General features: G+C 52.6%; 19 protein-coding genes and 1 pseudogene. 16 read left to right on the top strand and 4 right to left on the bottom strand.

The features are described from left to right. Positions 1 to 37: 37 nt before the first annotated feature. The 8 genes from ACIQW9_RS05795 to ACIQW9_RS05760 all read left to right on the top strand — a co-directional run bounded on the left by ACIQW9_RS05795 (position 38) and on the right by ACIQW9_RS05760 (position 9,322). Positions 38 to 2,896: an EAL domain-containing protein gene (locus tag ACIQW9_RS05795; RefSeq protein ID WP_402334086.1), complete on the top strand. Its 2,859-nt coding sequence runs from the start codon at positions 38 to 40 to the stop codon at positions 2,894 to 2,896. 383 nt (positions 2,897 to 3,279) lie between these two features. Beyond that, on the top strand, positions 3,280 to 3,891 hold the full coding sequence (locus ACIQW9_RS05790; protein ID WP_402334083.1) for a TetR/AcrR family transcriptional regulator: 612 nt from the start codon (positions 3,280 to 3,282) through the stop codon (positions 3,889 to 3,891). After that, complete coding sequence (locus ACIQW9_RS05785; protein ID WP_402334080.1) at positions 3,891 to 5,042, top strand: efflux RND transporter periplasmic adaptor subunit; 1,152 nt, start codon at positions 3,891 to 3,893, stop codon at positions 5,040 to 5,042. Before ACIQW9_RS05790 ends, ACIQW9_RS05785 begins: the two co-directional genes overlap by 1 nt. Further along, positions 5,039 to 6,241: an ABC transporter permease gene (locus ACIQW9_RS05780; protein ID WP_402334078.1), complete on the top strand. Its 1,203-nt coding sequence runs from the start codon at positions 5,039 to 5,041 to the stop codon at positions 6,239 to 6,241. The genes ACIQW9_RS05785 and ACIQW9_RS05780 overlap by 4 nt, the downstream gene beginning before the upstream one ends. A 4-nt stretch (positions 6,242 to 6,245) precedes the next feature. Continuing rightward, complete coding sequence (locus ACIQW9_RS05775; RefSeq protein WP_402334075.1) at positions 6,246 to 6,956, top strand: ABC transporter ATP-binding protein; 711 nt, start codon at positions 6,246 to 6,248, stop codon at positions 6,954 to 6,956. Continuing rightward, entirely contained in the window at positions 6,953 to 7,492 is a 540-nt protein-coding gene (locus ACIQW9_RS05770; RefSeq protein WP_402334073.1) for a hypothetical protein, read from the top strand. Before ACIQW9_RS05775 ends, ACIQW9_RS05770 begins: the two co-directional genes overlap by 4 nt. A gap of 29 nt (positions 7,493 to 7,521) precedes the next feature. Further along, positions 7,522 to 7,725, top strand: a complete 204-nt coding sequence (locus tag ACIQW9_RS05765) for a DUF2892 domain-containing protein (protein ID WP_402334070.1) — start codon at positions 7,522 to 7,524, stop codon at positions 7,723 to 7,725. Between the two features lie 97 nt (positions 7,726 to 7,822). Continuing rightward, positions 7,823 to 9,322, top strand: a complete 1,500-nt coding sequence (locus ACIQW9_RS05760) for an efflux transporter outer membrane subunit (protein WP_402334067.1) — start codon at positions 7,823 to 7,825, stop codon at positions 9,320 to 9,322. 310 nt (positions 9,323 to 9,632) lie between these two features. On the opposite strand, the gene ACIQW9_RS05755 is transcribed toward ACIQW9_RS05760, so the two are convergent. Next, positions 9,633 to 10,712 carry an alpha/beta fold hydrolase gene (locus tag ACIQW9_RS05755; RefSeq protein ID WP_402334064.1) on the bottom strand — a complete coding sequence of 360 codons (1,080 nt, stop codon included), beginning with the start codon at positions 10,710 to 10,712 and terminating at the stop codon, positions 9,633 to 9,635. A 484-nt stretch (positions 10,713 to 11,196) separates the two neighbouring features. On the opposite strand from ACIQW9_RS05755, the pseudogene ACIQW9_RS05750 reads away from it, so the two are divergent. Beyond that, a pseudogene (locus ACIQW9_RS05750) lies at positions 11,197 to 11,636 on the top strand (DUF924 family protein). A gap of 72 nt (positions 11,637 to 11,708) precedes the next feature. Here the strand turns inward: ACIQW9_RS05750 and ACIQW9_RS05745 are convergent. Beyond that, on the bottom strand, positions 11,709 to 12,170 hold the full coding sequence (locus tag ACIQW9_RS05745; protein WP_402334061.1) for a methyltransferase family protein: 462 nt from the start codon (positions 12,168 to 12,170) through the stop codon (positions 11,709 to 11,711). A gap of 231 nt (positions 12,171 to 12,401) precedes the next feature. Here ACIQW9_RS05745 and ACIQW9_RS05740 point away from each other — a divergent pair, with 231 nt between their 5' ends. After that, on the top strand, positions 12,402 to 12,773 hold the full coding sequence (locus tag ACIQW9_RS05740) for a 3'-5' exonuclease (protein WP_402334058.1): 372 nt from the start codon (positions 12,402 to 12,404) through the stop codon (positions 12,771 to 12,773). A 199-nt stretch (positions 12,774 to 12,972) separates the two neighbouring features. Here the strand turns inward: ACIQW9_RS05740 and ACIQW9_RS05735 are convergent, their stop codons facing one another. Continuing rightward, complete coding sequence (locus tag ACIQW9_RS05735; protein ID WP_402334056.1) at positions 12,973 to 14,376, bottom strand: tyrosine-type recombinase/integrase; 1,404 nt, start codon at positions 14,374 to 14,376, stop codon at positions 12,973 to 12,975. A 626-nt stretch (positions 14,377 to 15,002) separates the two neighbouring features. On the opposite strand from ACIQW9_RS05735, the gene ACIQW9_RS05730 reads away from it, so the two are divergent. Together ACIQW9_RS05730 and ACIQW9_RS05725 are read left to right on the top strand one after the other, a co-directional pair. Continuing rightward, the gene (locus ACIQW9_RS05730; RefSeq protein ID WP_402334053.1) at positions 15,003 to 15,602 is read left to right on the top strand and encodes a DUF488 family protein; all 600 of its coding nucleotides are present in this window, start codon (positions 15,003 to 15,005) and stop codon (positions 15,600 to 15,602) included. Continuing rightward, positions 15,599 to 15,814 (top strand): DUF2945 domain-containing protein, encoded by a 216-nt coding sequence (locus ACIQW9_RS05725; RefSeq protein ID WP_402334050.1) that lies wholly within the window; start codon positions 15,599 to 15,601, stop codon positions 15,812 to 15,814. Before ACIQW9_RS05730 ends, ACIQW9_RS05725 begins: the two co-directional genes overlap by 4 nt. A gap of 72 nt (positions 15,815 to 15,886) precedes the next feature. Here the strand turns inward: ACIQW9_RS05725 and bamE are convergent, their stop codons facing one another. After that, positions 15,887 to 16,396 carry an outer membrane protein assembly factor BamE gene (gene bamE, locus ACIQW9_RS05720; RefSeq protein ID WP_402334047.1) on the bottom strand — a complete coding sequence of 170 codons (510 nt, stop codon included), beginning with the start codon at positions 16,394 to 16,396 and terminating at the stop codon, positions 15,887 to 15,889. A gap of 154 nt (positions 16,397 to 16,550) precedes the next feature. Here bamE and rpsO point away from each other — a divergent pair, with 154 nt between their 5' ends. The 4 genes from rpsO (at position 16,551) to secG (ending at position 20,510) form a co-directional block, all read left to right on the top strand. Next, positions 16,551 to 16,820, top strand: coding sequence for a 30S ribosomal protein S15 (gene rpsO, locus ACIQW9_RS05715; protein ID WP_011871312.1), 270 nt, complete (start codon positions 16,551 to 16,553; stop codon positions 16,818 to 16,820). Between the two features lie 217 nt (positions 16,821 to 17,037). Beyond that, the gene (gene pnp, locus ACIQW9_RS05710) at positions 17,038 to 19,170 is read left to right on the top strand and encodes a polyribonucleotide nucleotidyltransferase (protein ID WP_402334043.1); all 2,133 of its coding nucleotides are present in this window, start codon (positions 17,038 to 17,040) and stop codon (positions 19,168 to 19,170) included. A 153-nt stretch (positions 19,171 to 19,323) separates the two neighbouring features. After that, on the top strand, positions 19,324 to 20,070 hold the full coding sequence (gene tpiA, locus ACIQW9_RS05705) for a triose-phosphate isomerase (RefSeq protein WP_402334040.1): 747 nt from the start codon (positions 19,324 to 19,326) through the stop codon (positions 20,068 to 20,070). Positions 20,071 to 20,111: 41 nt separating this feature from the next. Beyond that, positions 20,112 to 20,510 (top strand): preprotein translocase subunit SecG, encoded by a 399-nt coding sequence (gene secG / locus ACIQW9_RS05700; protein ID WP_402334037.1) that lies wholly within the window; start codon positions 20,112 to 20,114, stop codon positions 20,508 to 20,510. The last annotated feature ends 5 nt before the right edge of the window (positions 20,511 to 20,515 follow it).

Raw genomic sequence — 20,515 nt, 5'->3', positions numbered from 1 at the left:
ACGTTTGAGTCGCTCAGCAGTCATCTCAAGCCAGCATATGAACCACGAATCCGTTAAACAATTATCTTTTTCAGACGCGCCCGATTCATTTTTTCGGTCCAGTATCAGCCGCAAAACCGGCTGGATATTCGTGTTGGTGCTGATGGTGGCGACGGCCAATATCGTCGTCGTCAAGCATATGCTGAGTGATTTGAATGACGTTGCCGCGACGTTAAACGTATCCGGCAAGCTGCGCATGCTGAGCCAGAAAATTGCATTTGAAACGCTCAATCTGTCGCTGAGCCCGCGGCAGTCGGGCAAACAGGCGGTGTCTGATGATATCCGCGACTTCGAAGCGGCGCTGATGGCGTTGCGGCAGGGCGGCAGCGTATTCGGTTACAACATTCCGCAACTGGACATCCAGCATCAGAGCCGGCTGCATAAGGTGCGCGGCGAGTGGGTTGCTTACCGTGGTGCCATCGAAGACATGCTGGCAAAGTTGGCGCCGTTCGGCCAGCCTGCTGCAGGTCAATCCGAATTCGCAGGGCTGGCGCGAGACGCCGCCATCGTCCTGGCTAGCACTGAAAACCTGATCAGCTTCATTGTGACTGAAACTCAGAAAGTGCAGCAGCGCGGCTTGTTGAAACTCTATGCCTTGCTAGTGTTGGATATATTGATACTGGCGGCTATATTTGTCGCCATCCGCCGCAACATCGTCCGTCCCTTGCAGGACTTGTCGGCATATTGCGGCGCGCTGGCGGTAGGGAATTACCAAGTGCGTAGCCGCTTTCAATCGTTCGATGAAATCGGTCAATTGTCGGCGGCTTTCAACCACTCGGCGCAGCGCATCGGCGATTTGCTGGACCACGTTGAGCAGGAGCGACAAAGCCTTGTGCGGGCGGAAACCATGTTTCGCCAGTTGGCGGAAAACTCAGGGGTCGGCGTCTACATCGTCAAGGACGAGCATTTTCATTTTGCCAACGCCAAGATGGCCGCCATGTTCGGCTATGAGCCGACTGAAATGATGGCCTCGGTCGGCATCTTCGATATCGTGACCAGCGATGATCGGCAAGTGGTACGCGAAAGTATCCGAAGCCGATTAGATGGCGAGTTGCGGGAGGTGCACTACGAACGCCAGGCCTGTCGCAAGGACGGCAGCCAGTTCGAAGTCGAAGTCTTCGGCTCCAAAATGCAGATCGACGGCCATGACGTCACGATCGGTGTCATGCTCGATATCAGTCGTCGCAAGGAAACTGAAAGAGAAGGGCAACTGGCGGCGCTGGTCTACCAGAACACCAGCGAGGCGATGATGGTCACCGATGCGCACGGTACTATCGTCACGGTCAATCCGGCGTTCACCGAAATCACCGGTTATCCGGCGATGGAAGCAATTGGCTTAAACATCAAAATTCTTAGTTCTGGCAAACAGGATCAGGCGTTCTACCAGACGATGTGGCATGCCATCAATACCACCGGCAAATGGCAGGGTGAATTGTGGAACCGTCGCAAGAACGGTGAACTGTATGCCGAGCGTCTGGTTATTAATACGTCCTTCAATGAAGACGGTACGGTGTACCGACGCATCGCCCTGTTTTCCGACGTTACAGACCAGAAGCAAAATGAGTCGTTGATCTGGGAGCAGGCGAATTTCGACTTCCTGACCGGCCTGCCTAACCGAATGATGTTCCACAACCGGCTAAAGCAGGAAATTCAGAAATCGCAACGCGTCGCACTGCCGTTAGCGTTGATATTTCTCGATCTCGATAATTTCAAGGGAGTCAACGATACGCTGGGGCACGTGATCGGCGATGAGTTGCTGAAACAGACGGCCCAACGTCTGCGCAGCTGTGTACGCGGTTCGGATATGGTGGCACGCCTAGGCGGCGATGAGTTCACTCTGATCCTGGCGGAGTTGAGTGAAATCAGCGTGGTCGAAAATATTGCGCGCAAAATCTTGCAGGCGTTGGCTGAGCCTTACCTGCTGGCGGGAGAAGAGTTGTATGTGTCGGCCAGCATCGGTATTACTTTTTATCCAGAAGATGCCGGTACGCCGGAAGAATTACTCAAGAATGCTGACCAAGCGATGTACGCAGCCAAGGATAGCGGCCGCAACCGATTCAGTTATTTCGTCCGCTCGATGCAGGAAGTCGCCCAAAGTCGGTGCCGGTTGGCGCGCGATTTGCGCCTGGCGCTGGCCAGCGCCCAATTCTGCTTGCACTACCAGCCGATCGTGAATTTGGCGACCGGCGCTATCGACAAGGCGGAAGCGCTAATCCGCTGGCAGCATCCCGAGCGCGGCATGGTCAATCCCGCCGAATTCATTCCGGTGGCCGAGGAAACCGGCATGATCAATGCGCTTGGCGATTGGGTGTTCCGGACGGCAGCGCAACAGGCGGTGCAGTGGCGCACCTTGCTCGGCACGCAATTTCAGGTCAGCATTAATACCTCGGCGGTGCAGTTCCGGCGCGACGGTATCCGTCCGGACGACTGGCTGGCGTGGCTACAGGAGCTTGGGCTGGCGGGCGACGGCATCGTGATCGAAATTACCGAAGGCTTGCTGCTGGATGCCGGTAGCGTCGTTACCGACACCCTGCTGGCGTTTCGCGAAGCCGGTATCGCGGTCTCGATCGATGATTTTGGCACTGGCTATTCGTCGCTCTCCTACCTGAAGAAATTCAACATCGACTATCTGAAGATCGATCAATCCTTCGTGCGTAACCTGGTGCCAGAATCTTCCGACCTCGCGTTGTGCGAAGCCATGATCGTGATGGCGCACAAGCTCGGTATCAAGGTCATCGCGGAGGGCGTGGAAAGCGCGCAGCAGCGTGATTTGCTGAGGGCCGCTGGTTGCGATTACGCCCAGGGCTATTTGTTTTCCCGGCCGGTTGTGGCCGTGGATTTTCCCGTTTCTGTCTGAACGGCACGTGCTTTTTCAGCTTTAAAAAATCGCCTTGTAAGCATCCTCGGATGCTTGATACATGTAGTTGCTAATTTTTTAATAATTATTGGTCGCTTCGTTACTCTCCATCAAGATTGTAAATATTTCTGGTCGGTGTTTGGAAGTAATACACATCAAAAATTTCGCTGCTATCTCGCAAACAATGACTACACAAATATTTTCTCATCGTTCTTGCCAAGGCTCTGCAGGCAGAGGCCGGAGCATAAAATTCCTGCTTGTCATTTGTGGCCGTGAGCCTGTTACTCATGGTAGTGCTCGTTATGTTGCGTAGTTATCCTCTTGTATAGTGATCACAATCAGGTAAGATAGTAATAGATTACTTACTTTGATGAGTGAAAACAATGAATGACCATGCCAAAGCCAAACATCTACCTGCCGACGAGCGGCGAGCGGTCACTGTCGAGGTGGTGGTCGAACTGGCAGCTGAACAAAATCCGAACGACATCACTACTTCCGCCATTGCCAAGCGCATGGGGCTGACTCAGGGTGCGTTATTTCGCCACTTCCCGAACAAGGAAGCCATTTTGCAAGCCGTCATGGCATGGGTAGCAGAACGCTTGCTTTCACGAGTGGACCAGGCCGCACAGGGCGTTACGTCCCCGATTGCCGCGCTGGAGGCAATTTTTATGACGCATATTGATTTTGTGGCTGAGCATCCCGGGGTGCCACGGATGCTGTTCGGCGAGTTGCAACGCGCGGGAGAGACGGCGCCCAAACGCATGGTGCAGACGCTCATCCGGCATTATGGTGAGCGTCTGCACCGCTTGATTGAGGAGGGTAAGGCGCAGGGCGAGCTGGATGTTACGCTCGATTCCGAGGCAGCCGCCACCCTCTTCATCGGCACTATTCAAGGATTGGTGATGCAGTCGCTGCTGGCTGGCGACGTTGCCAGCATCCGCCGCGATGCGCCGCGAGTCTTTGCGATTTACCGGCGTGGTATCGGGAGCGCGTAATGAAACGTCTGCCATTGCAAGGTCGCACTCTGGCACTGCTGGCGGTTATCGTCCCTCTGCTGGTCCTCTTCATTTACGTTGGTTTTCGCTCCGGCCCGCTGGCGCCGGTCGCCGTAACGGTCATGACAGTGGAATCGCAAGCGGTCACGCCAGCGCTGTTCGGCATCGGTACGGTGGAGGCGCGTTACACCTACAAGATCGGCCCCACATTTGCCGGACGTGTCAAACGTCTGGATGTGCATGTGGGCGATCAGGTCAAGGCTGGGCAGGTATTTGGGGAAATGGATCCGGTTGATCTTGATGACCGGGTGCGTGCACAGGAATCGGTATTCAAACGTGGCGAAGCGGTTTTGCGTGAAGCAGAGGCACGGCAAGTCTACGCACACACTCAGGCGCGTCGCTATGAACAATTGTTTGCGGTGCGCTCGACCAGTGAGGAAATCGTCACTACGAAGCAGCAGGAACTGCGGATCGCCGATGCCGTTTTATCTGCTGCTCGGGAAGATATCTCCCGAGCACGTTTCGACCGTGAGGCGCTGGTTGCGCAGAGAAACAATTTGCGTCTGATCGCACCGGTCGATGGCGTGGTCGTCATGCGCGATGCAGATCCCGGCACCACCATCGTTGCCGGCCAGGCAGTGGTGGAAGTGATCGATCCCGAGAATTTGTGGATCAATGTGCGCTTTGACCAGATCAGCGCATCGGGACTGGCTGGGAAATTGCCTGCCCATATCGTCTTGCGTTCGCGTGGTGGTCAGGCGTTGAAGGGGCGCGTACTGCGCATGGAACCCAAGGCAGATGCGGTAACCGAGGAGGTGCTCGCCAAGGTGATCTTCGACAGCAGACCGGAGCCTCTGCCACCGCTGGGTGAACTGGCGGAGGTCACGATTGGCTTGCAGACGCTTCCTGCCGCTCCTGTGATTCCCAATGCTGCCGTCCGGCGGGAAGGCAATAAAGTGGGTGTGTGGAAAATCGTGGAGGGCGATCTGCGCTTCTCCCCGCTCAAGCTCGGTGCTTCCGACCTCGATGGTGATGTACAGGTACGTGAAGGGCTCAAGAGCGGTGACCAGGTTGTGACGTATAGCGAAAAGACACTGACGGCGCGCAGCCGCATCTACGTGGTTGACGCCATTCCGGGAGTCGCACGATGATCAGCCTGGCTGGTCGCGACATTCTCCATACATGGGAAAAATTCGTTTTCACCGGCATTGGTCTGGGTCTGCTGATCGGCGTCACGCTGGTCATGGCCGGAGTGTATCGGGGCATGGTGGAAGACGGCAAGGCGCTGCTCGACAATAGTGGCGCTGATCTTTGGGTGGTGCAAAAGGATACTTTAGGCCCCTATGCGGAGTCTTCCAGTCTCAACGATGACGTGTATCGTGCCATCCTCGTCATGCCGGGCGTCGCCCAGGCGGCGAACGTGACCTACCTGACCATGCAGGTACGCAAGGACGAGAGCGATGTGCGCACCATGGTGGTTGGCATCGCACCGGGTGCGTTGGGAACGACGCCCGGATGGCCGCCCTATCTGGTCGCTGGACGCCAGATCACGCGAGGTCATTATGAAGCGGTGACCGACATCGCGACCGGCTTCAAACTGGGAGATCGTCTTGCCATTCGTCGCAATCATTACACCGTCGTCGGGCTGACGCGGCGCATGGTGTCATCCAGCGGTGATCCAATGGTATTCATACCACTCAAGGATGCCCAGGAAGCACAGTTCCTCAAGGACAACGATGCCGTCTGGCAAAGCCGGCGACGCACTGCAAGCAACCCAGCCTTCAATCGTCCCGCTGTTCCGGGTTTGCTGGATGCCGTCATTGCTTCACAGAGTACGAATGCATTTGTCAATGCGGTATTGGTCACGCTGCAACCTGGCCATGCGCCGGACGAGGTGGCCGAATCCATTCGGCGCTGGAAGCGTTTGACGGTCTATACCAGAGCGCAGATGGAAGGTATTCTGGTCGGCAAGCTGATCGCTACTTCGGCCAGACAGATCGGCATGTTTCTGGTGATCCTGGCTATCGTCAGCGCAGCCATCGTTGCCTTCATTATCTATTCGCTGACGATGGATAAAATCCGCGAGATCGCGGTGTTGAAGCTGATCGGCACGCGCAACCGAACCATCGCCGCGATGATCATGCAGCAAGCGCTTGCTTTGGGCGTGATTGGTTTCGTGGTTGGCAAGATCACAGCTACTTTTTCTGCTCCGTTTTTTCCTAAATATGTACTGCTCACGCCCATGGATTCCGTGGTCGGTTTTTTCGCCATGCTGGTGATTTGTGTTCTTGCCAGCATGGTCGCCATTCGCATGGCGCTCAAGGTCGATCCGGCAGAAGCGATAGGGTGATCAGATGAGCAGAAAAGGCATCCGTATCGAAGGCTTGAGCAAACGCTATGGACAGGGCGATACTGCCGTTTATGCCCTGAAGGATGTGAACATGCACGTCGCACCAGGCGAGGTGGTTGGCTTGATCGGTCCTTCAGGTTCAGGCAAGAGCACGCTGCTCAAATGTCTGGGCGCAGTGATCGATCCCACCGCCGGTCGCATGATACTGGACGACGACGTGATTTATGACAACGGCTGGAAGGTGCGTGACCTGCGCGCCTTGCGGCGGGACAAAATCGGTTTCGTCTTTCAGGCGCCGTACCTGATCCCATTTCTGGATGCTACCGATAATGTGGCGCTACTTCCCATGCTGGCTGGCATACCCAATGATGAAGCACGCATGAAGGCACTGGAATTGCTCACGGCGCTGGATGTGCAGCATCGCGCTCGTGCCATGCCGTCCGAGCTGTCCGGTGGAGAGCAGCAGCGGATTTCCATCGCGCGCGGCCTGGTCAACCGGCCTCCGGTGATTCTTGCCGATGAACCCACCGCGCCACTCGACAGCGCGCGCGCCATGACTGTAATCCGCATCCTCAATGACATGGCCCGCAAGTTCGAGGCCGCCATCATTGTCGTCACCCACGATGAAAAAATCATTCCCACTTTCAAGCGTATTTACCACATCCGTGATGGCGTGACACATGAAGAAGCCGGCGAGGGACGGGAATTCGCATGAAAAATAACTTGATGCCATCCCTTTTTACCCACACAGGAGAACTTCCGATGATCCAATCTTTCAACCGAAAAACAGGTTATTTGATCCTGACCGCCTGCCTGGTCATTTTCGCTCCGGCGCAGGCGCAGCAATCCCATGATCACGGCCACGCAGAGCATGGAATGGTGCAGCTTGAACTCGATCATGGTCGACTTTGGGCCACCGATGCGCCGCTGCGTGAGGGCATGGAGCGTATCCGCGCTGCGGTAGCCAAGGCCAGGCAGGCTGGTGCGCAGAGAGGCCTGAATGCTGCCCAGGCTAAAACCCTGGCTAATGCTATCGAAGACGGTATTGCCTTCATGGTTCAGCATTGCCGCCTTGAACCTAAGGCTGATGCCAATCTGCATATCCTGCTCGAGCGTTTGTCGGCTGCCGCCACGGTGGTCAAAGCCAATCCCAAGGCAGCGAATGGTTTGACACAGATGCTTGAGGTACTCGATGCCTATCCGCGCTATTTCAATCATCCGGGATGGAAAGCCATCACCCACGTGCATTAAGCACGTTTTTCAACGCAAGGAGATTCATCATGCATACCAATGTCGGCCAGACCGATCGCATCGTCCGTATCATCATCGCGCTTGCACTGTTCAGCCTTGTCTTTTTTCTCGATGGTTCCCTGCGCTGGTTTGGACTGATCGGGGTCATTCCTCTGATCACGGGCATCGCTGGTCGATGCCCCGCTTATCGCTTGCTCGGGTTCAGCACTTGTACGATGCGCAAACCGGACTAAGCGAATCATGAAGGTCATCCGAATGCTGTGCGCGCTACTGAAAAACAGTTGCCCGGCCTGCCTCAGATTGTGCATCAGCTGTTCGCGGAGTATTGCTATGGGCAGAGTTGAGGTGACGAGCCGCCTTGGCGTTCATTGCATGAAAGCCGGATGCAATGCCGTGTGCTTATTCACGGCATTGCTTCTTGCCGGATTGTTGGCCGGCTGTACCGCCGGGCCTGATTTCAAACGGCCGGCGGCGGCTCCCGATGTCACTGGCTACACAGCGACATCCTTGCCCATGCAAACGGTATCCGCACCCATGTCTTCCCTGGGAGAGGCGCAGCACTTTACCCCTGGTTCGAGCGTGAGTGCGCAATGGTGGCAAAGCCTGGGCTCATCCAGACTCGATGCATTGATTGCGCAGGCTTTTCAAGCCAGCCCAACACTGGCTGCTGCCAGGGCCACTTTGCGACAGGCGCAGGAAATTTATTCAGCGCAGGCAGGATCGACGCTTTATCCACAGCTTGATGCGGGCATCGGCGCTCAGCGCCAACGTCTGAATCCCAGCCTCTTGGGACAGACTGGCGATGCGCGGGAATTCAATCTGTACAACGCCAGTGTCGGTGTGCATTACCAGCTTGATCTGGCTGGCGGCAACTGGCGTGCCATGGAAGCCTTGCTCGCCCGCGCCGAGTATCAGCGCTACCAACTGGAGGGTGCGCGTCTGACCCTGGCAGCGAATATTGTTACCACTGTCATCACCCAGGCCAGGCTCACCGGGCAAATCCAGTCCACGGAGGCCATCCTTCGCGCTCAGGATGAACAATTGCATCTCACCCGAGAGCTTGTGCGCCTTGGTCAGGCTGCGCCAGACGATGTACTGGCGATGCAAACCCAGGTGGAACAGACGCGCGCCGGACTTCCCTTGCTGCGCAAGCAACGCCAGCAGAATGAACATCTGCTGGCCGTACTCGCTGGTCAGATGCCGGGAGCGGGAGGTTTGCCCACTTTCAATCTGGAAGAATTAACGCTTCCTGTTCAATTGCCGCTGGTTTTGCCGTCTGAACTGGTGCGCCGCCGCCCTGACATTCAGGCCGCAGAAGCCTTGTTATCTGCCGCCAACGCAGAATATGGCGTTGCGGTCGCCAGGCTATACCCGCAACTCAACATCAGCGCCAGCCTTGGTTCGCAGGCATTGAGCACTGGCGCAGTGTTTGGTGGGGGCTCTGCAGTATGGAGTTTCATCGGGCAATTGACCCAACCGCTCTTCACTCCCGGACTATCCGCCGAAAAACGTGCTTCATTGGCCGCATTCGATGCAGCGGCAGCAAATTACCAAAGTGTCGTACTCGAAGCTTTACGTAATGTGGCGGACGTATTGCAGGCACTGGATAACGATGCGCAGACGCTGGCGGCACTGGCAAGCGCCGATATCGCAGCACAGGGTTCTCTGGAATCCATGCAAAGACAATATGCACTGGGCGCTGTCAGCTATATCCAGTTGCTCGTTGCGCAACAGCAGGCGCAACAGAATCGAACTAACCTGATTGCGGCTCAGGCACAACGCCTCGTCGATAGCGCCGCTTTGTACCAAGCTCTGGGTGGTGGAGGCTGAGGTGACGTCAGTTTAAAGCTTGTTCTAAGAATGACGTTGCTCACATTGGGCATTTGGCATGACACAGATTACGTGCCAGGAATGATTTGGGGCCTACTAGTTTCATGCGTGGAACGGCACTAAAAACCTAAAATCCCGTGTAACTACGGGCTTTTTCCATTTATATTTCAAAATTTCCGGTGGCCTAGCAACGTTAAACAAGACTTTGAACTACTACATCTAAATTTTGTTCAACAATTTAATGATGCTACGACCGGTTGAATCCGCCCACCCGAAGTTTTTTGTGCTCGCAACCTCGATTATTTAATCATCAGATTTGTTCAAGGCTTTCCATGAATGTCCTTACATGATTGCTCCATAGACTCGGTCTTGTAATGATGAGATGGCCTGGTGAAGTGCCAGTACTTTTTTGGATGTGATAACTTCCATTGGGTACTTGCTTGATCATATTTTGTAGGATCTGTAACGCATTAGGATTGAACTCGTCATCGTCAACATTGAGGGCAAACACTTTTGCTTTGATTGTGTTTAGTCCGGGTTCTGGATTGTAGTCACGAGACGATTCCAATGCATACAGCACATTATTCGCATCTGCAGAAGTGCTTTCTTTCTTGACTGATTCAATCCATTTTTCCGCACTGTTCGGATCTGGCACCAGAGTTTGAATGCGCGGAACACTATCGATCATCATTCTCAGAAGAAGATAACCATATTGGAAATTATCTGGCTGTTTTGTGTAATTACCACCGTTCCAACTAGGATCGTTTCTTATTCCGCTGATAACGATGGTGCGCCACAATAAGTTACGTCCTGTGATTGCTTTAGGAAATGTAACGACGGGCATAATGCCCTGGACCGCATCAGGATATTTAACTGCCCATTGCCATGCGTTCATTCCGCCCATGGACATCCCTAGAATAGCGTGCAGTTGGCGAATACCCAGCGTCTCGGTAATGAGCCTGTGCTGAATTTCTACAATATCTTCGTACCCGTATTGTGGAAAGTGTGCATGCAATCCATCACTTGGCTTGCTCGATTTCCCATGTCCAATATTGTCTGGAAATATCAGGAAGTATTTATTTGCATCGAGTGGTTTACCTGCTGCAAATAGCGTTTCCTGATACTCAGAAGTGAGAACTTGGGCGCTACTGTTTGCTGTCCAATGTAATACAAGAACCGCGTTGTCAATCTCGCCAACTGTATTGCAAAGGGGCGTGCCCATGGTGGCGTAATGTAGCCTTAGATTATTCAGCGTTTGACCGTTTTTGAATTTATAGTCTTGATAATGTACTTCTGAATAAACGATGGTCGGTGGTAGTGGTGTTGACGTTTGGGTAGTCGATGCCGAAGCAGATAGCAGCCCGGCAATAGTAAGGTCATTTTTGATCATGTTTGCCCCTAGGAATTTAGTTTTCTGATCGCGCGTGGGTGGTGCCAGCGTAGGGAATAATCTACATCGTTGCCGTTTTTTTCATTGTGCTTGTCATTATCTTCTTTACCAATTCATAAAGCGAAACCTGCCAATTTAAAAATGTTTTTCCCACTTAGTAAAAATCGGCGAATTCTAGTATGAAGTGCAATTTATGAACCAAGCATGTCAGGTGGGTGCGATGCGGTAGCATCAATGATTTTTTGACCGGCTAGTCGAAATTGCACATGAGCTACACACACCTCAGCCAAGAAGAACGATATCAGATTTACACGCTCAAGAAAGGGGAATCCCCCCATAAAAAAGCGGTCTAAAAAGGTAGAATTTTCTCGAAATAAATTAAGGAGGTTTTGCAGTGAAGAAATCACGCTTTACGGATAGCGTGATCATGGCCCGGTTCCCCGATCTCACTGCAAAAGCTGCCTAAGGTGATCTTGCTTACTGGGTGTCCGACCGTCACAGTAGACTTGCTCTTATCATCGTGCTCGATCAGTTTTCACGTTCTATCTGGCGTGGCACGGATCGCGCATATGTACAGGATGATGCTGCGCTGTTGCTGGTCTGGATGGCATTGCGAACGGTCACTATGCCGCTCTAAGCAGACCGTGGCACAAGATTGTTTTTTGTTTGCCGCTAGGCCACTACGAAGGCTCAGATCGTATTGAACTGCTTATCCGGCTACGCCAGGATATCCTTACAGAATCGCCGACGCCGCCGCGGTTTATTTGCCAGTCGCTGGTAAAAAAGCAAGCCGATGACGTGAGGCAGGTTATTGCTGCGTTTGGTCGCCACCCTCATCGCAATAAGGTACTTGCTCGGGACTCGACTTCTGTAGAGGAGGCGTATATAGCGGGCAGGACAGTTTACGCATTTAAGAGCATTTGACGGGCAGCTAAGGTCTGTTCGCGCTGTCGCTTTTATCGTTTTCAATAACAAAAGTGAATGCCGTACACGAGACTATATCCACGTCCGGACCTTCGCCTTGTATGACGCAAAGTCGGTACCGAATTTTTCCTGAAGAAATCGTTCTTCGGGCCGGATTTGATAGTGATGGATGTAAAGCGCAAAGGCGAAAGCAAACAGTAGCGACAATGCATTGCCTAGGAATAGCGCCCAAGCGATCAACATCATCAGTATCCCCAGGTACATCGGATTGCGGGTAAAACTATAGACGCCGGACGTAACCAATGTTGATGCAGAGCCGGGTTTTCTTGGATTGGGTGTAGTGTGTGCGTGTTTGAAGGCTAGGATTCCCGCCATGCTGACGCCGAGGCCCAATAGGCCGGTGATCAGCGCCGCTGTGACGCTGCTGAGCGCGAGCAGGGTGAGCCCAGGTAGAAAGACGGAAGGCAGCCACATGATCAAGGCGGTTACGAGCATGATAATGGGTGGCGGAACGGCTAACTCAAGGGACTTCATACTTATCTCCTAGTAGGTGAGCTTACGCTGCAAATTTGTTATCCATGATATAAAAAATGTAGATATCAAATGCGTGCACACCGAAATAAGTCGTCGCCAACATGGCACAGCCCTTGTCGCTACAAAATATAAATGCGTTGACGTGCAGGCGTCTGTTTAATCGGCTCGTAATGTATTGAATGCAAGCGTTTTGTATAAAGCTGTTCCGAGGGAGCGGGGGGATATGCTGAATTGCAACAGGAAGAAAATCATTTTTTCATTTTTCCGCTGCCTCAAGAGCATTACACAGCGTTCTTCGGTAGTTCGCAAGCTAGAATTGAGCGGCTGAAGAGCGAGGGCAGCCAATTCATTGGGGATATCAAGACGTTTAGAAAGGTATTTCAGAGCCGGACAGGCATATCTATTTCAACAATCCACGGCGTGAAGGGGGTGGAGTTTGATGCAGTGATCACCTATGCTTTGTTGGAAGACATGGTGCCGCACTTTAATGACCCGAACGGCCAAGAAAGTGCGATGAAACTACTATCTATATGTCATCGGATCACGTGCAAGGAAGAACTTGTACCTGATTTCGAAACGGGGTCGTCACCAGTACTCTGGTGAAGAATATCAAGCAACAAGGAAACTCGTGTCCTGCAAGTTCTCATATGACCAGATTTAGTGATCGCACTGTTTCCTAGCAGCCGATCTGATGCAGGGAAATTATCCGGAAGTCTTTCTTGTTAGTAGTAATTGTGGTGAGGTGGTTTGGATGTTCCTCATCCTTGTCGCCGCTTCCTGGTGCCGTCGAGACGGTTAAAATCTAAGCCTTCCGCATGAGGATGACGTTATCTGCAGGTTTCAGAATCAATGACAGGCGGTCGCCCAGCAGCTGCCATGCCTCTTGTTTTTCAGCTGCATAGTCGTAGGTCTGGTACGTTCTGCGCAGTTTGTTCGGTTCGACATGATTTAGGCAGCGTTCGATAACGTCAGGCACCACTCCCAAGCTTTGCATCATGGTCGCGCCGGTCCTGCGAAGGTCATGCGGAACCCAATCCCCACCGGATAGAATAAGCGCATCGGCTTTCTGGCTGCGGTTCGACATTGGCTTGGCACCCGGGGGCTTTTGGCGGTCACGTACCTGCTTCGTCGTGGACTTGATACAAACGTGGGTTTCATCGTCGTCACGCGGAAAGCACCACGCGCTTTTGTCAGCTAGTTGCTTCAGTTCGCGAAAGTGGGGAAGGGTGAATGTCGACAGGTAGATGGTGTGCGCCATCTTGTTTTTGGCGTTCTCTTTCGGGATTGTCCACACGCCATTCTCCATGTCGATATGCTCCCACCGGGCCTTGATGACCTCGCCTATACGACAGCAGCAGGACAGCATGATCCACATGCAAATTTCCGTGCGCTTTAGTAAGCTAGCTTTTGGTAATTTTTCTGACAGGTCTTTAATTTCGTCAGCGGATAGAGTGCGGGTGCGCTCGGCTCCGTCGTAGTCTTCAGACGTGATGCGCTTTGCTTCCAGGTGTTCGACCGGGTTATCGTCGATGAGTTTTTTCCATGGTCTGCGCTTTTCGGCCCAGCGGAACATTTGCTTCAGGTCTGACAGAAGCATGACGGCCATGCGATCGGAACCTCGATTGACTACGCCGTCAAGGATGCTGCGCATATCCTTTTCTGTAAGCGATTTAAGCGCCTTGGCGCCGACTTTAGGCAATACGTCACGCGCAAACAAGCGCCGCAGCTCTGCGCCTTTGTCTTTGCGGTCGGTGGTGATAATCCATTCGTCGAACAGGTCTTGAGTGGTTAGATTTTCGGCTTCCAGTTGCAGCTTGATCGCCTCCGCTGCTGCTTCTCTTTCCTGCTTTTCGGTGGCAAGTCGGATAATCTCGTTTTGTACAAACTCTTTTGGATCGATGCTATTTTTTCGCCAGTCGGTCAATTCGACAGCAATGCGCCGCGCAGTCGCAAGCGTCAGTCGCGCATTGGCTTCTAGTTTATATAGTGTCGTTTCAAATTCCGGCAAGCTGGCGTCGTAATCGCCCAGCACCATATAAACCGATTTAGTACCTACCTTGTAGGCATACATCCAGCTACGCGAAATGCTCCCCGACTGGCCCTTACGAAACCGAAGTGATAACCCGTTACCGTCTGATTTCGTTTCGTCACTTTTTGTCGGCTTGTACTTTTCAATTGCAGTTGCGGTTAGTTTTTGCGTGGCCATTGCTACCTCTTATTGTTATCTAACCGGAAATGTTGGTAAGAAATTGGTAAGAAGTTTTACATGGATTGTGCTGCACGTCAACAAACGTCTTTGGACACAAAGTTATGTAACTAATTGAATAAAAAGGATAAAAATATATTTCTTGGATCTCATCGGACGTTAAAAAACATATTAACTCTTACCTACGAACCAAGGGGTAGTGGGTTCGATTCCTGCCAGCCGCACCAGCATATACAAGGGGTTACGTTCAAAAGACGTAGCCCCTTTTGCTTTGTCTGAAAAGTTTGTTCTTGCACCCGGTAATACGATCTGGAAACGGATTCCGTCATTTCCACAATCACAGCCGAGCTCTTGTAAATTCTCCTGCCTGCCGGATTCCGGCTACGTGCGCACCGGAATCGGTCGTCGCCAGCGCGGCACATCCCTTATCGCTACACTATATAGATCCCTATACGTATGGACGTTCGTTTGTCGGTCGTCATGTATTGATGGCATTCGTTTTGAATGAGAGCTGTTTCGTGTGGGCGAGGGTGAGTATTCCAGGCTTGCAGTGATACGCAGGCAGCAGGAAAAATAATCATCTTCTTCCTTTTCGTGCTGCCGCAAGGTGCATAAGGATTTTCATGATGAGTGCCGATGTTATGAGTCACGATCCTGCACCGATAGAGCCGCTGATTTGTACGATCGGTCATTCCAACCGTTCGCTGGAAATTTTTCTGGCTCTACTGAAAAGCAATGACATCGTTCACGTGCTTGATGTGAGAACGGTGCCGCGTTCGCGCCATAATCCGCAATTCAATCGGGATGTCCTGCCTGTGTCATTAAAGGAGGTGGGCATTACCTATACTCATCTTCCCAATCTCGGCGGTTTGCGTCACGCGCGCCGTGATTCTCCCAATGCCGGCTGGCGCAATCTCTCGTTCAGGGGGTATGCGGATTACATGCAATCAACGGAATTTTCCGATGGTGTTGACTGGATTGCGAATCTGGCACGTACCGAACGCTGTGTATTGATGTGTGCCGAAGCGGTGCCGTGGCGCTGTCATCGCTCGATGATCGGTGATGCCTTGCTGGTGCGGGGCGTGCGGGTGGAAGACATTATCGGGCCAAAGGAGCGCAGGCCGCATGTGCTTACCGCGTTTGCACATGTGGAAGGAAGGCAAATTACTTATCCACCAATTGATACAGAAGCGTTGCCTGTCAATTCGGAAGGAATTGCGTCATGACACATGGATTTAAAGTCGGTGATCACGTGAGCTGGAATTCGGAAGCGGGACGCGTCTCGGGAAAAATCATCAAGGTGCATACGAAGGAAGTGATTTATAAGGGCTATACGCATCACGCCAGCGTAGCGGAGCCGCAATATGAAATCCAGAGTGTCAAAACAGATCACATTGCTTTGCATAAAGGGACTGCACTGCACAAAATAAGCGCTTGAGGTTTTATGCGCGATCCAGCATCAGGGAGGTCTGATGCCAGGCAACTAAAGCAATCACAAGCGGTTTTACTTTCACCAGCCGCCAAAACCGAATTTGCCATCGCGATTGAAGCGCAGATCCGGCCCGTTTTCCATCTTGTTGACGATGCCATTGTTGTTGAAGTGAACATGCATCATCGAGTTCCACACGCCAGCTTCCTTGTAGGGATAGGTCCACACTTCCAGTTGCAGGCGTGGCAAATAAGATGTTTCCGAAGGATGGCCTACGGTGCGCAACACGTCGGTTTTGGTCGATACGCCTGGTTTGATGGTGGCGAATTTCTCCGTTGTCAGCACTTGCTCGTATGAAACCAGCCTGCCATCACGGTCGAAACGCGCCATATCGGTGGCCTGTCCCCAGGGATTGCGCGTGTATTCCAGCAGATAGCCGTTCACGTCGGGAATGCGCGCAGTCGGCTGCCCGCGTTTGGCAATGACTTGGGCCTCGGTCTCGCCGACCTGAACTGGAGAGGGCATGAGAACAGCGCAGGCAGTGAGCAGCAGGGCTAATCCGCTCAATATTGCTTTTTGAACATAGTTCATTTCGGTTGCCTTAAAATAAGTGCCGCCAAGTGTTTGAGCCGCTTGAGTTTTCCGTTATACTCCGGGGCTGGTCAATTTGACCTGTTTTATTAATCGTTGTTCACGGTGTGTGGGGTGAGAACTCTGTGCATCGCATGTGAAAGGTAATTCAATCATGTCTCTCGAAAAAACAAGCAAAGCTGCCATCGTTGCAGATAACGCACGTGGCGCAAACGATACCGGATCACCAGAAGTGCAAGTCGCTCTGTTGACCGCACGTATCAACGACCTCAACGGTCACTTCAAAGCACACTCGAAAGATCACCATTCCCGTCGCGGTTTGATCATGATGGTCAATCGTCGCAAAAGCCTGCTGTCTTACTTGAAAAACAAGGACGCAACGCGCTATCGTGATCTGATCGCAAAGCTCGGCCTGCGCAAGTAATCCGTTTGCGTTATTTTATCCGGCTTGCATAGAAAAATGCCTGCGTCAGTTCTCTGATGCGGGCATTTTGTCTTTTTGAAGTTTGTTGTTCGCAATGAAGTACCCAGTAACTCTCGGTAGGTAAGCAATAAAAGCGACGCCTGATTTGTTGTGTCGTTTGTGGTGAGGTGAACGACAGCACCTGAAAATCTGTCGGTAAAATTAGAAAGGAACACCCGTGTTTAATAAAGTCACTAAAACTTTCCAGTATGGTCAACATACGGTCACGCTTGAAACCGGCGAAATCGCTCGTCAAGCTTCCGGTGCCGTACTCGTCTCGATCGAAGATACGGTCGTACTCGCAACGGTTGTCGCTCGCAAGGATGCAAAACCAGGTCAGGATTTTTTCCCGCTGACCGTTGATTATGTAGAAAAAACCTACGCTGCTGGTCGTATTCCAGGCGGCTTCTTCAAGCGTGAAGGCCGTCCTTCCGAAAAAGAAACACTGACATCGCGCCTGATCGATCGCCCGATTCGTCCGCTGTTCCCGGAAGGTTATTTGAATGAAGTGCAGATCATCATTCACGTGATGTCGGTCAATCCTGAGATTGATCCGGACATCGCTGCAATGATCGGCGCATCGGCTGCATTGTCGGTTTCCGGCATTCCATTTGCAGGCCCGCTGGGTGCTGCTCGCGTCGGTTATATCGATGGTCAATACGTATTGAACCCGACTTCATCGCAACTGAAAACATCGCAAATGGATCTGGTTGTTGCCGGTACCGAAACTGCAGTGTTGATGGTTGAGTCGGAAGCGCAACAATTGTCGGAAGAAGTCATGCTGGGCGCGGTTGTTTTCGGCCACGATCAGATGAAAGCAGTCATCGATGCGATCCATGATCTGGTACGTGACGGCGGCAAGCCTGAAGTGCAGTGGGCGCCTCCAGCAAAGAACGAAGCCTTGATCGCACGCGTAGCGCACTTTGCAGAAGCAAAATTGCGTGCAGCGTATCAAACCAAAGACAAGCAGGCACGTACTGCCAAGCTGAAAGATGCATTTGCAGAAGTAAATGCTGAAGTTGCTGCAGAAGCTACTTCGGTCGGCGGCGCTGCGCCGGACTCGTCCGAAGTCGGCAACATCCTGTTCGATCTGGAAGCAAAAATCGTTCGTTCGCAAATCCTTGATGGCGAACCGCGTATCGATGGTCGTGACACACGCACCGTGCGTCCAATCACGATCCGTACCGGCGTCTTGCCGCGTACCCACGGTTCGGCATTGTTCACCCGTGGCGAAACGCAGGCATTGGTGATCGCAACTTTGGGCACCGCACGCGACGAACAAAAAATCGATGCATTGATGGGCGAGTACTCGGATCGCTTCATGTTGCACTACAACATGCCGCCGTTCGCAACTGGCGAAACCGGTCGTGTCGGTACACCAAAGCGTCGCGAAATCGGTCACGGCCGTTTGGCGAAACGCGCGCTGATTGCAGCCTTGCCTGCGCCTGAAGATTTCAGCTACTCGGTGCGCCTGGTTTCGGAAATTACCGAATCCAACGGTTCGTCGTCGATGGCTTCGGTCTGCGGCGGCTGCCTGGCACTGATGGACGCTGGCGTGCCTATGCAAGCGCATGTGGCTGGTATCGCCATGGGTCTGATCAAGGACGGCGGCAAGTTTGCAGTCTTGAGCGACATCCTCGGCGACGAAGATCACCTCGGCGACATGGACTTTAAAGTGGCTGGTACCGCAAACGGTATTACCGCTTTGCAAATGGACATCAAAATCCAGGGTATCACCAAGGAAATCATGCAAGTCGCTTTGGCGCAAGCTAAAGAAGGCCGTATCCATATCCTCGGCGAAATGGAAAAAGCAGTGCCTAGCGGCACGACTGGCGAATTGTCCGACTTCGCACCACGCCTGATCACCGTCAAAATCAATCCGGAAAAAATCCGTGACGTGATCGGCAAGGGCGGCGCAGTGATTCGCGCCTTGACCGAAGAAACCGGCACTCAAATCGATATCAGCGATGAAGGTGTTGTCACCATCGCTTCCGTCGACGCAGCTGCTGGCCAGGAAGCCAAACGTCGCATCGAAGAACTGACCGCTTCTGTTGAAGTCGGCAAGGTCTACGAAGGTACCGTTCTGAAATTGCTGGATTTCGGCGCGATTGTTCAAGTCATGCCAGGCAAAGATGGTTTGTTGCACATCAGCCAGATTGCCAACGAACGCGTCAATGCAGTTGCTGATTACCTGAAAGAAGGCCAGCAAGTGCGCGTTAAGGTTCTGGAAACAGATGACCGTGGTCGTTTGAAATTGTCGATGAAGGCAGCGCTCGCAGAAGAAAATCCGGAAGCGGCGCCGCAAGAGTAATCAGCCTGAATCAGGCTTGCCTGAAGGTAAAAACAAAAACCGCTCATTGCGCATGCATTGAGCGGTTTTTTATTGACCTGGGTCAAGCATCTAGTTTGACCATGCTTGCTGCAACAAGCTAGAATAGCGGGTTATTAGAATCTTGGATTTCATATGCGCCGCAAACTCGTCGCAGGCAACTGGAAAATGAATGGCAGTCTTGCTGCCAATGCTCTTTTGCTGGCAGAGATCAAAGCCGAGTTTGGCCATCCCGCATGTGATGCAGCAGTATGCGTTCCTGCACCTTATCTTGCTCAGTGCATGTCATTGTTGTCGGATAGCGCGATCGCATTAGGTGGGCAGGATGTGTCGAGTCACGATGCCGGTGCCTATACCGGTGAAGTGTCAGCTGCGATGCTGCTGGAATTTGCCTGTCGTTATGTGATCGTCGGTCACTCCGAACGACGTGCATATTTCGGCGAGTCGAATGAGCTGGTAGCGCAAAAAACAGTGCGCGCCTTGAATGCCGGCCTGATGCCTATCGTCTGTGTTGGTGAGACGCTGGAACAGCGCGAAGCAGGGCAGACCGATGAAGTCGTAGGTCGACAAATCGATGCGGTATTGTCATCGATTGCAGAGAATGATCTGGCGAAAATAGTAGTGGCGTACGAGCCGGTTTGGGCAATTGGAACCGGCAAGACGGCGACGCCGGAGATGGCGCAGGAAGTCCATGTCATGTTGCGCAAGCGCTTGCATGCAAAGAATGCGCAAGCTGCAACGGAAGTGAGAATTTTGTACGGTGGCAGCATGAAGCCGGATAACGCCAAAGAGTTGCTCGCCATGCCGGATATCGATGGCGGCCTGATTGGTGGAGCGGCATTGAAGGCGACGGATTTTCTGGCGATTATCCGCGCGGCATAGGTCGCTGGCTTTATTACGAATTACCTAAAACTGGAAATTAAATGAATAGTTTGCATACCATCATCGTCGTTGTTCAAGTGCTGTCTGCATTGACGATTATCGGACTCGTATTGCTACAACATGGCAAGGGCGCCGATATGGGCGCATCCTTTGGTTCGGGCGCCTCGGGAAGTTTGTTCGGTGCTACCGGATCATCGAACTTCCTGTCGAAGTTTACCGGCGTTGCAGCAGCTATTTTCTTTGCTGCGACATTGGGTCTCGCATTCATCAGCAATAAGCCTGCACAAACCAGTGCCGGCGTGATGGAAAATTTGCCGGTGTCTGCTGTTCCTGGTGCGGAAACCAAGTCTGCAGAAGTGCCGGGTGCACCTGCCAATGTACAGCCTGCTGCGCCTGCATCGTCATCTGAAAAAGAGCATGCAAATCAGATTCCAAAATGACTAAG

Origin of the sequence: Herminiimonas sp. NPDC097707 (assembly GCF_044761395.1) — a bacterium.
GTDB lineage: Bacteria > Pseudomonadota > Gammaproteobacteria > Burkholderiales > Burkholderiaceae_D > Oxalicibacterium.
This window is presented reverse-complemented; position numbering and strand designations above follow the sequence as displayed.

Bases quoted from the DNA above. Each gene is read 5' to 3' on its own strand.
- ACIQW9_RS05795 (WP_402334086.1), top strand. From the start codon at position 38: ATGAACCACGAATCCGTTAAACAATTATCTTTTTCAGACGCGCCCGAT.
- ACIQW9_RS05790 (WP_402334083.1), top strand. From the start codon at position 3,280: ATGAATGACCATGCCAAAGCCAAACATCTACCTGCCGACGAGCGGCGA.
- ACIQW9_RS05785 (WP_402334080.1), top strand. From the start codon at position 3,891: ATGAAACGTCTGCCATTGCAAGGTCGCACTCTGGCACTGCTGGCGGTT.
- ACIQW9_RS05780 (WP_402334078.1), top strand. From the start codon at position 5,039: ATGATCAGCCTGGCTGGTCGCGACATTCTCCATACATGGGAAAAATTC.
- ACIQW9_RS05775 (WP_402334075.1), top strand. From the start codon at position 6,246: ATGAGCAGAAAAGGCATCCGTATCGAAGGCTTGAGCAAACGCTATGGA.
- ACIQW9_RS05770 (WP_402334073.1), top strand. From the start codon at position 6,953: ATGAAAAATAACTTGATGCCATCCCTTTTTACCCACACAGGAGAACTT.
- ACIQW9_RS05765 (WP_402334070.1), top strand. From the start codon at position 7,522: ATGCATACCAATGTCGGCCAGACCGATCGCATCGTCCGTATCATCATC.
- ACIQW9_RS05760 (WP_402334067.1), top strand. From the start codon at position 7,823: ATGGGCAGAGTTGAGGTGACGAGCCGCCTTGGCGTTCATTGCATGAAA.
- ACIQW9_RS05755 (WP_402334064.1), bottom strand. From the start codon at position 10,712: ATGATCAAAAATGACCTTACTATTGCCGGGCTGCTATCTGCTTCGGCA.
- ACIQW9_RS05745 (WP_402334061.1), bottom strand. From the start codon at position 12,170: ATGAAGTCCCTTGAGTTAGCCGTTCCGCCACCCATTATCATGCTCGTA.
- ACIQW9_RS05735 (WP_402334056.1), bottom strand. From the start codon at position 14,376: ATGGCCACGCAAAAACTAACCGCAACTGCAATTGAAAAGTACAAGCCG.
- ACIQW9_RS05730 (WP_402334053.1), top strand. From the start codon at position 15,003: ATGAGTGCCGATGTTATGAGTCACGATCCTGCACCGATAGAGCCGCTG.
- ACIQW9_RS05725 (WP_402334050.1), top strand. From the start codon at position 15,599: ATGACACATGGATTTAAAGTCGGTGATCACGTGAGCTGGAATTCGGAA.
- bamE (WP_402334047.1), bottom strand. From the start codon at position 16,396: ATGAACTATGTTCAAAAAGCAATATTGAGCGGATTAGCCCTGCTGCTC.
- rpsO (WP_011871312.1), top strand. From the start codon at position 16,551: ATGTCTCTCGAAAAAACAAGCAAAGCTGCCATCGTTGCAGATAACGCA.
- tpiA (WP_402334040.1), top strand. From the start codon at position 19,324: ATGCGCCGCAAACTCGTCGCAGGCAACTGGAAAATGAATGGCAGTCTT.
- secG (WP_402334037.1), top strand. From the start codon at position 20,112: ATGAATAGTTTGCATACCATCATCGTCGTTGTTCAAGTGCTGTCTGCA.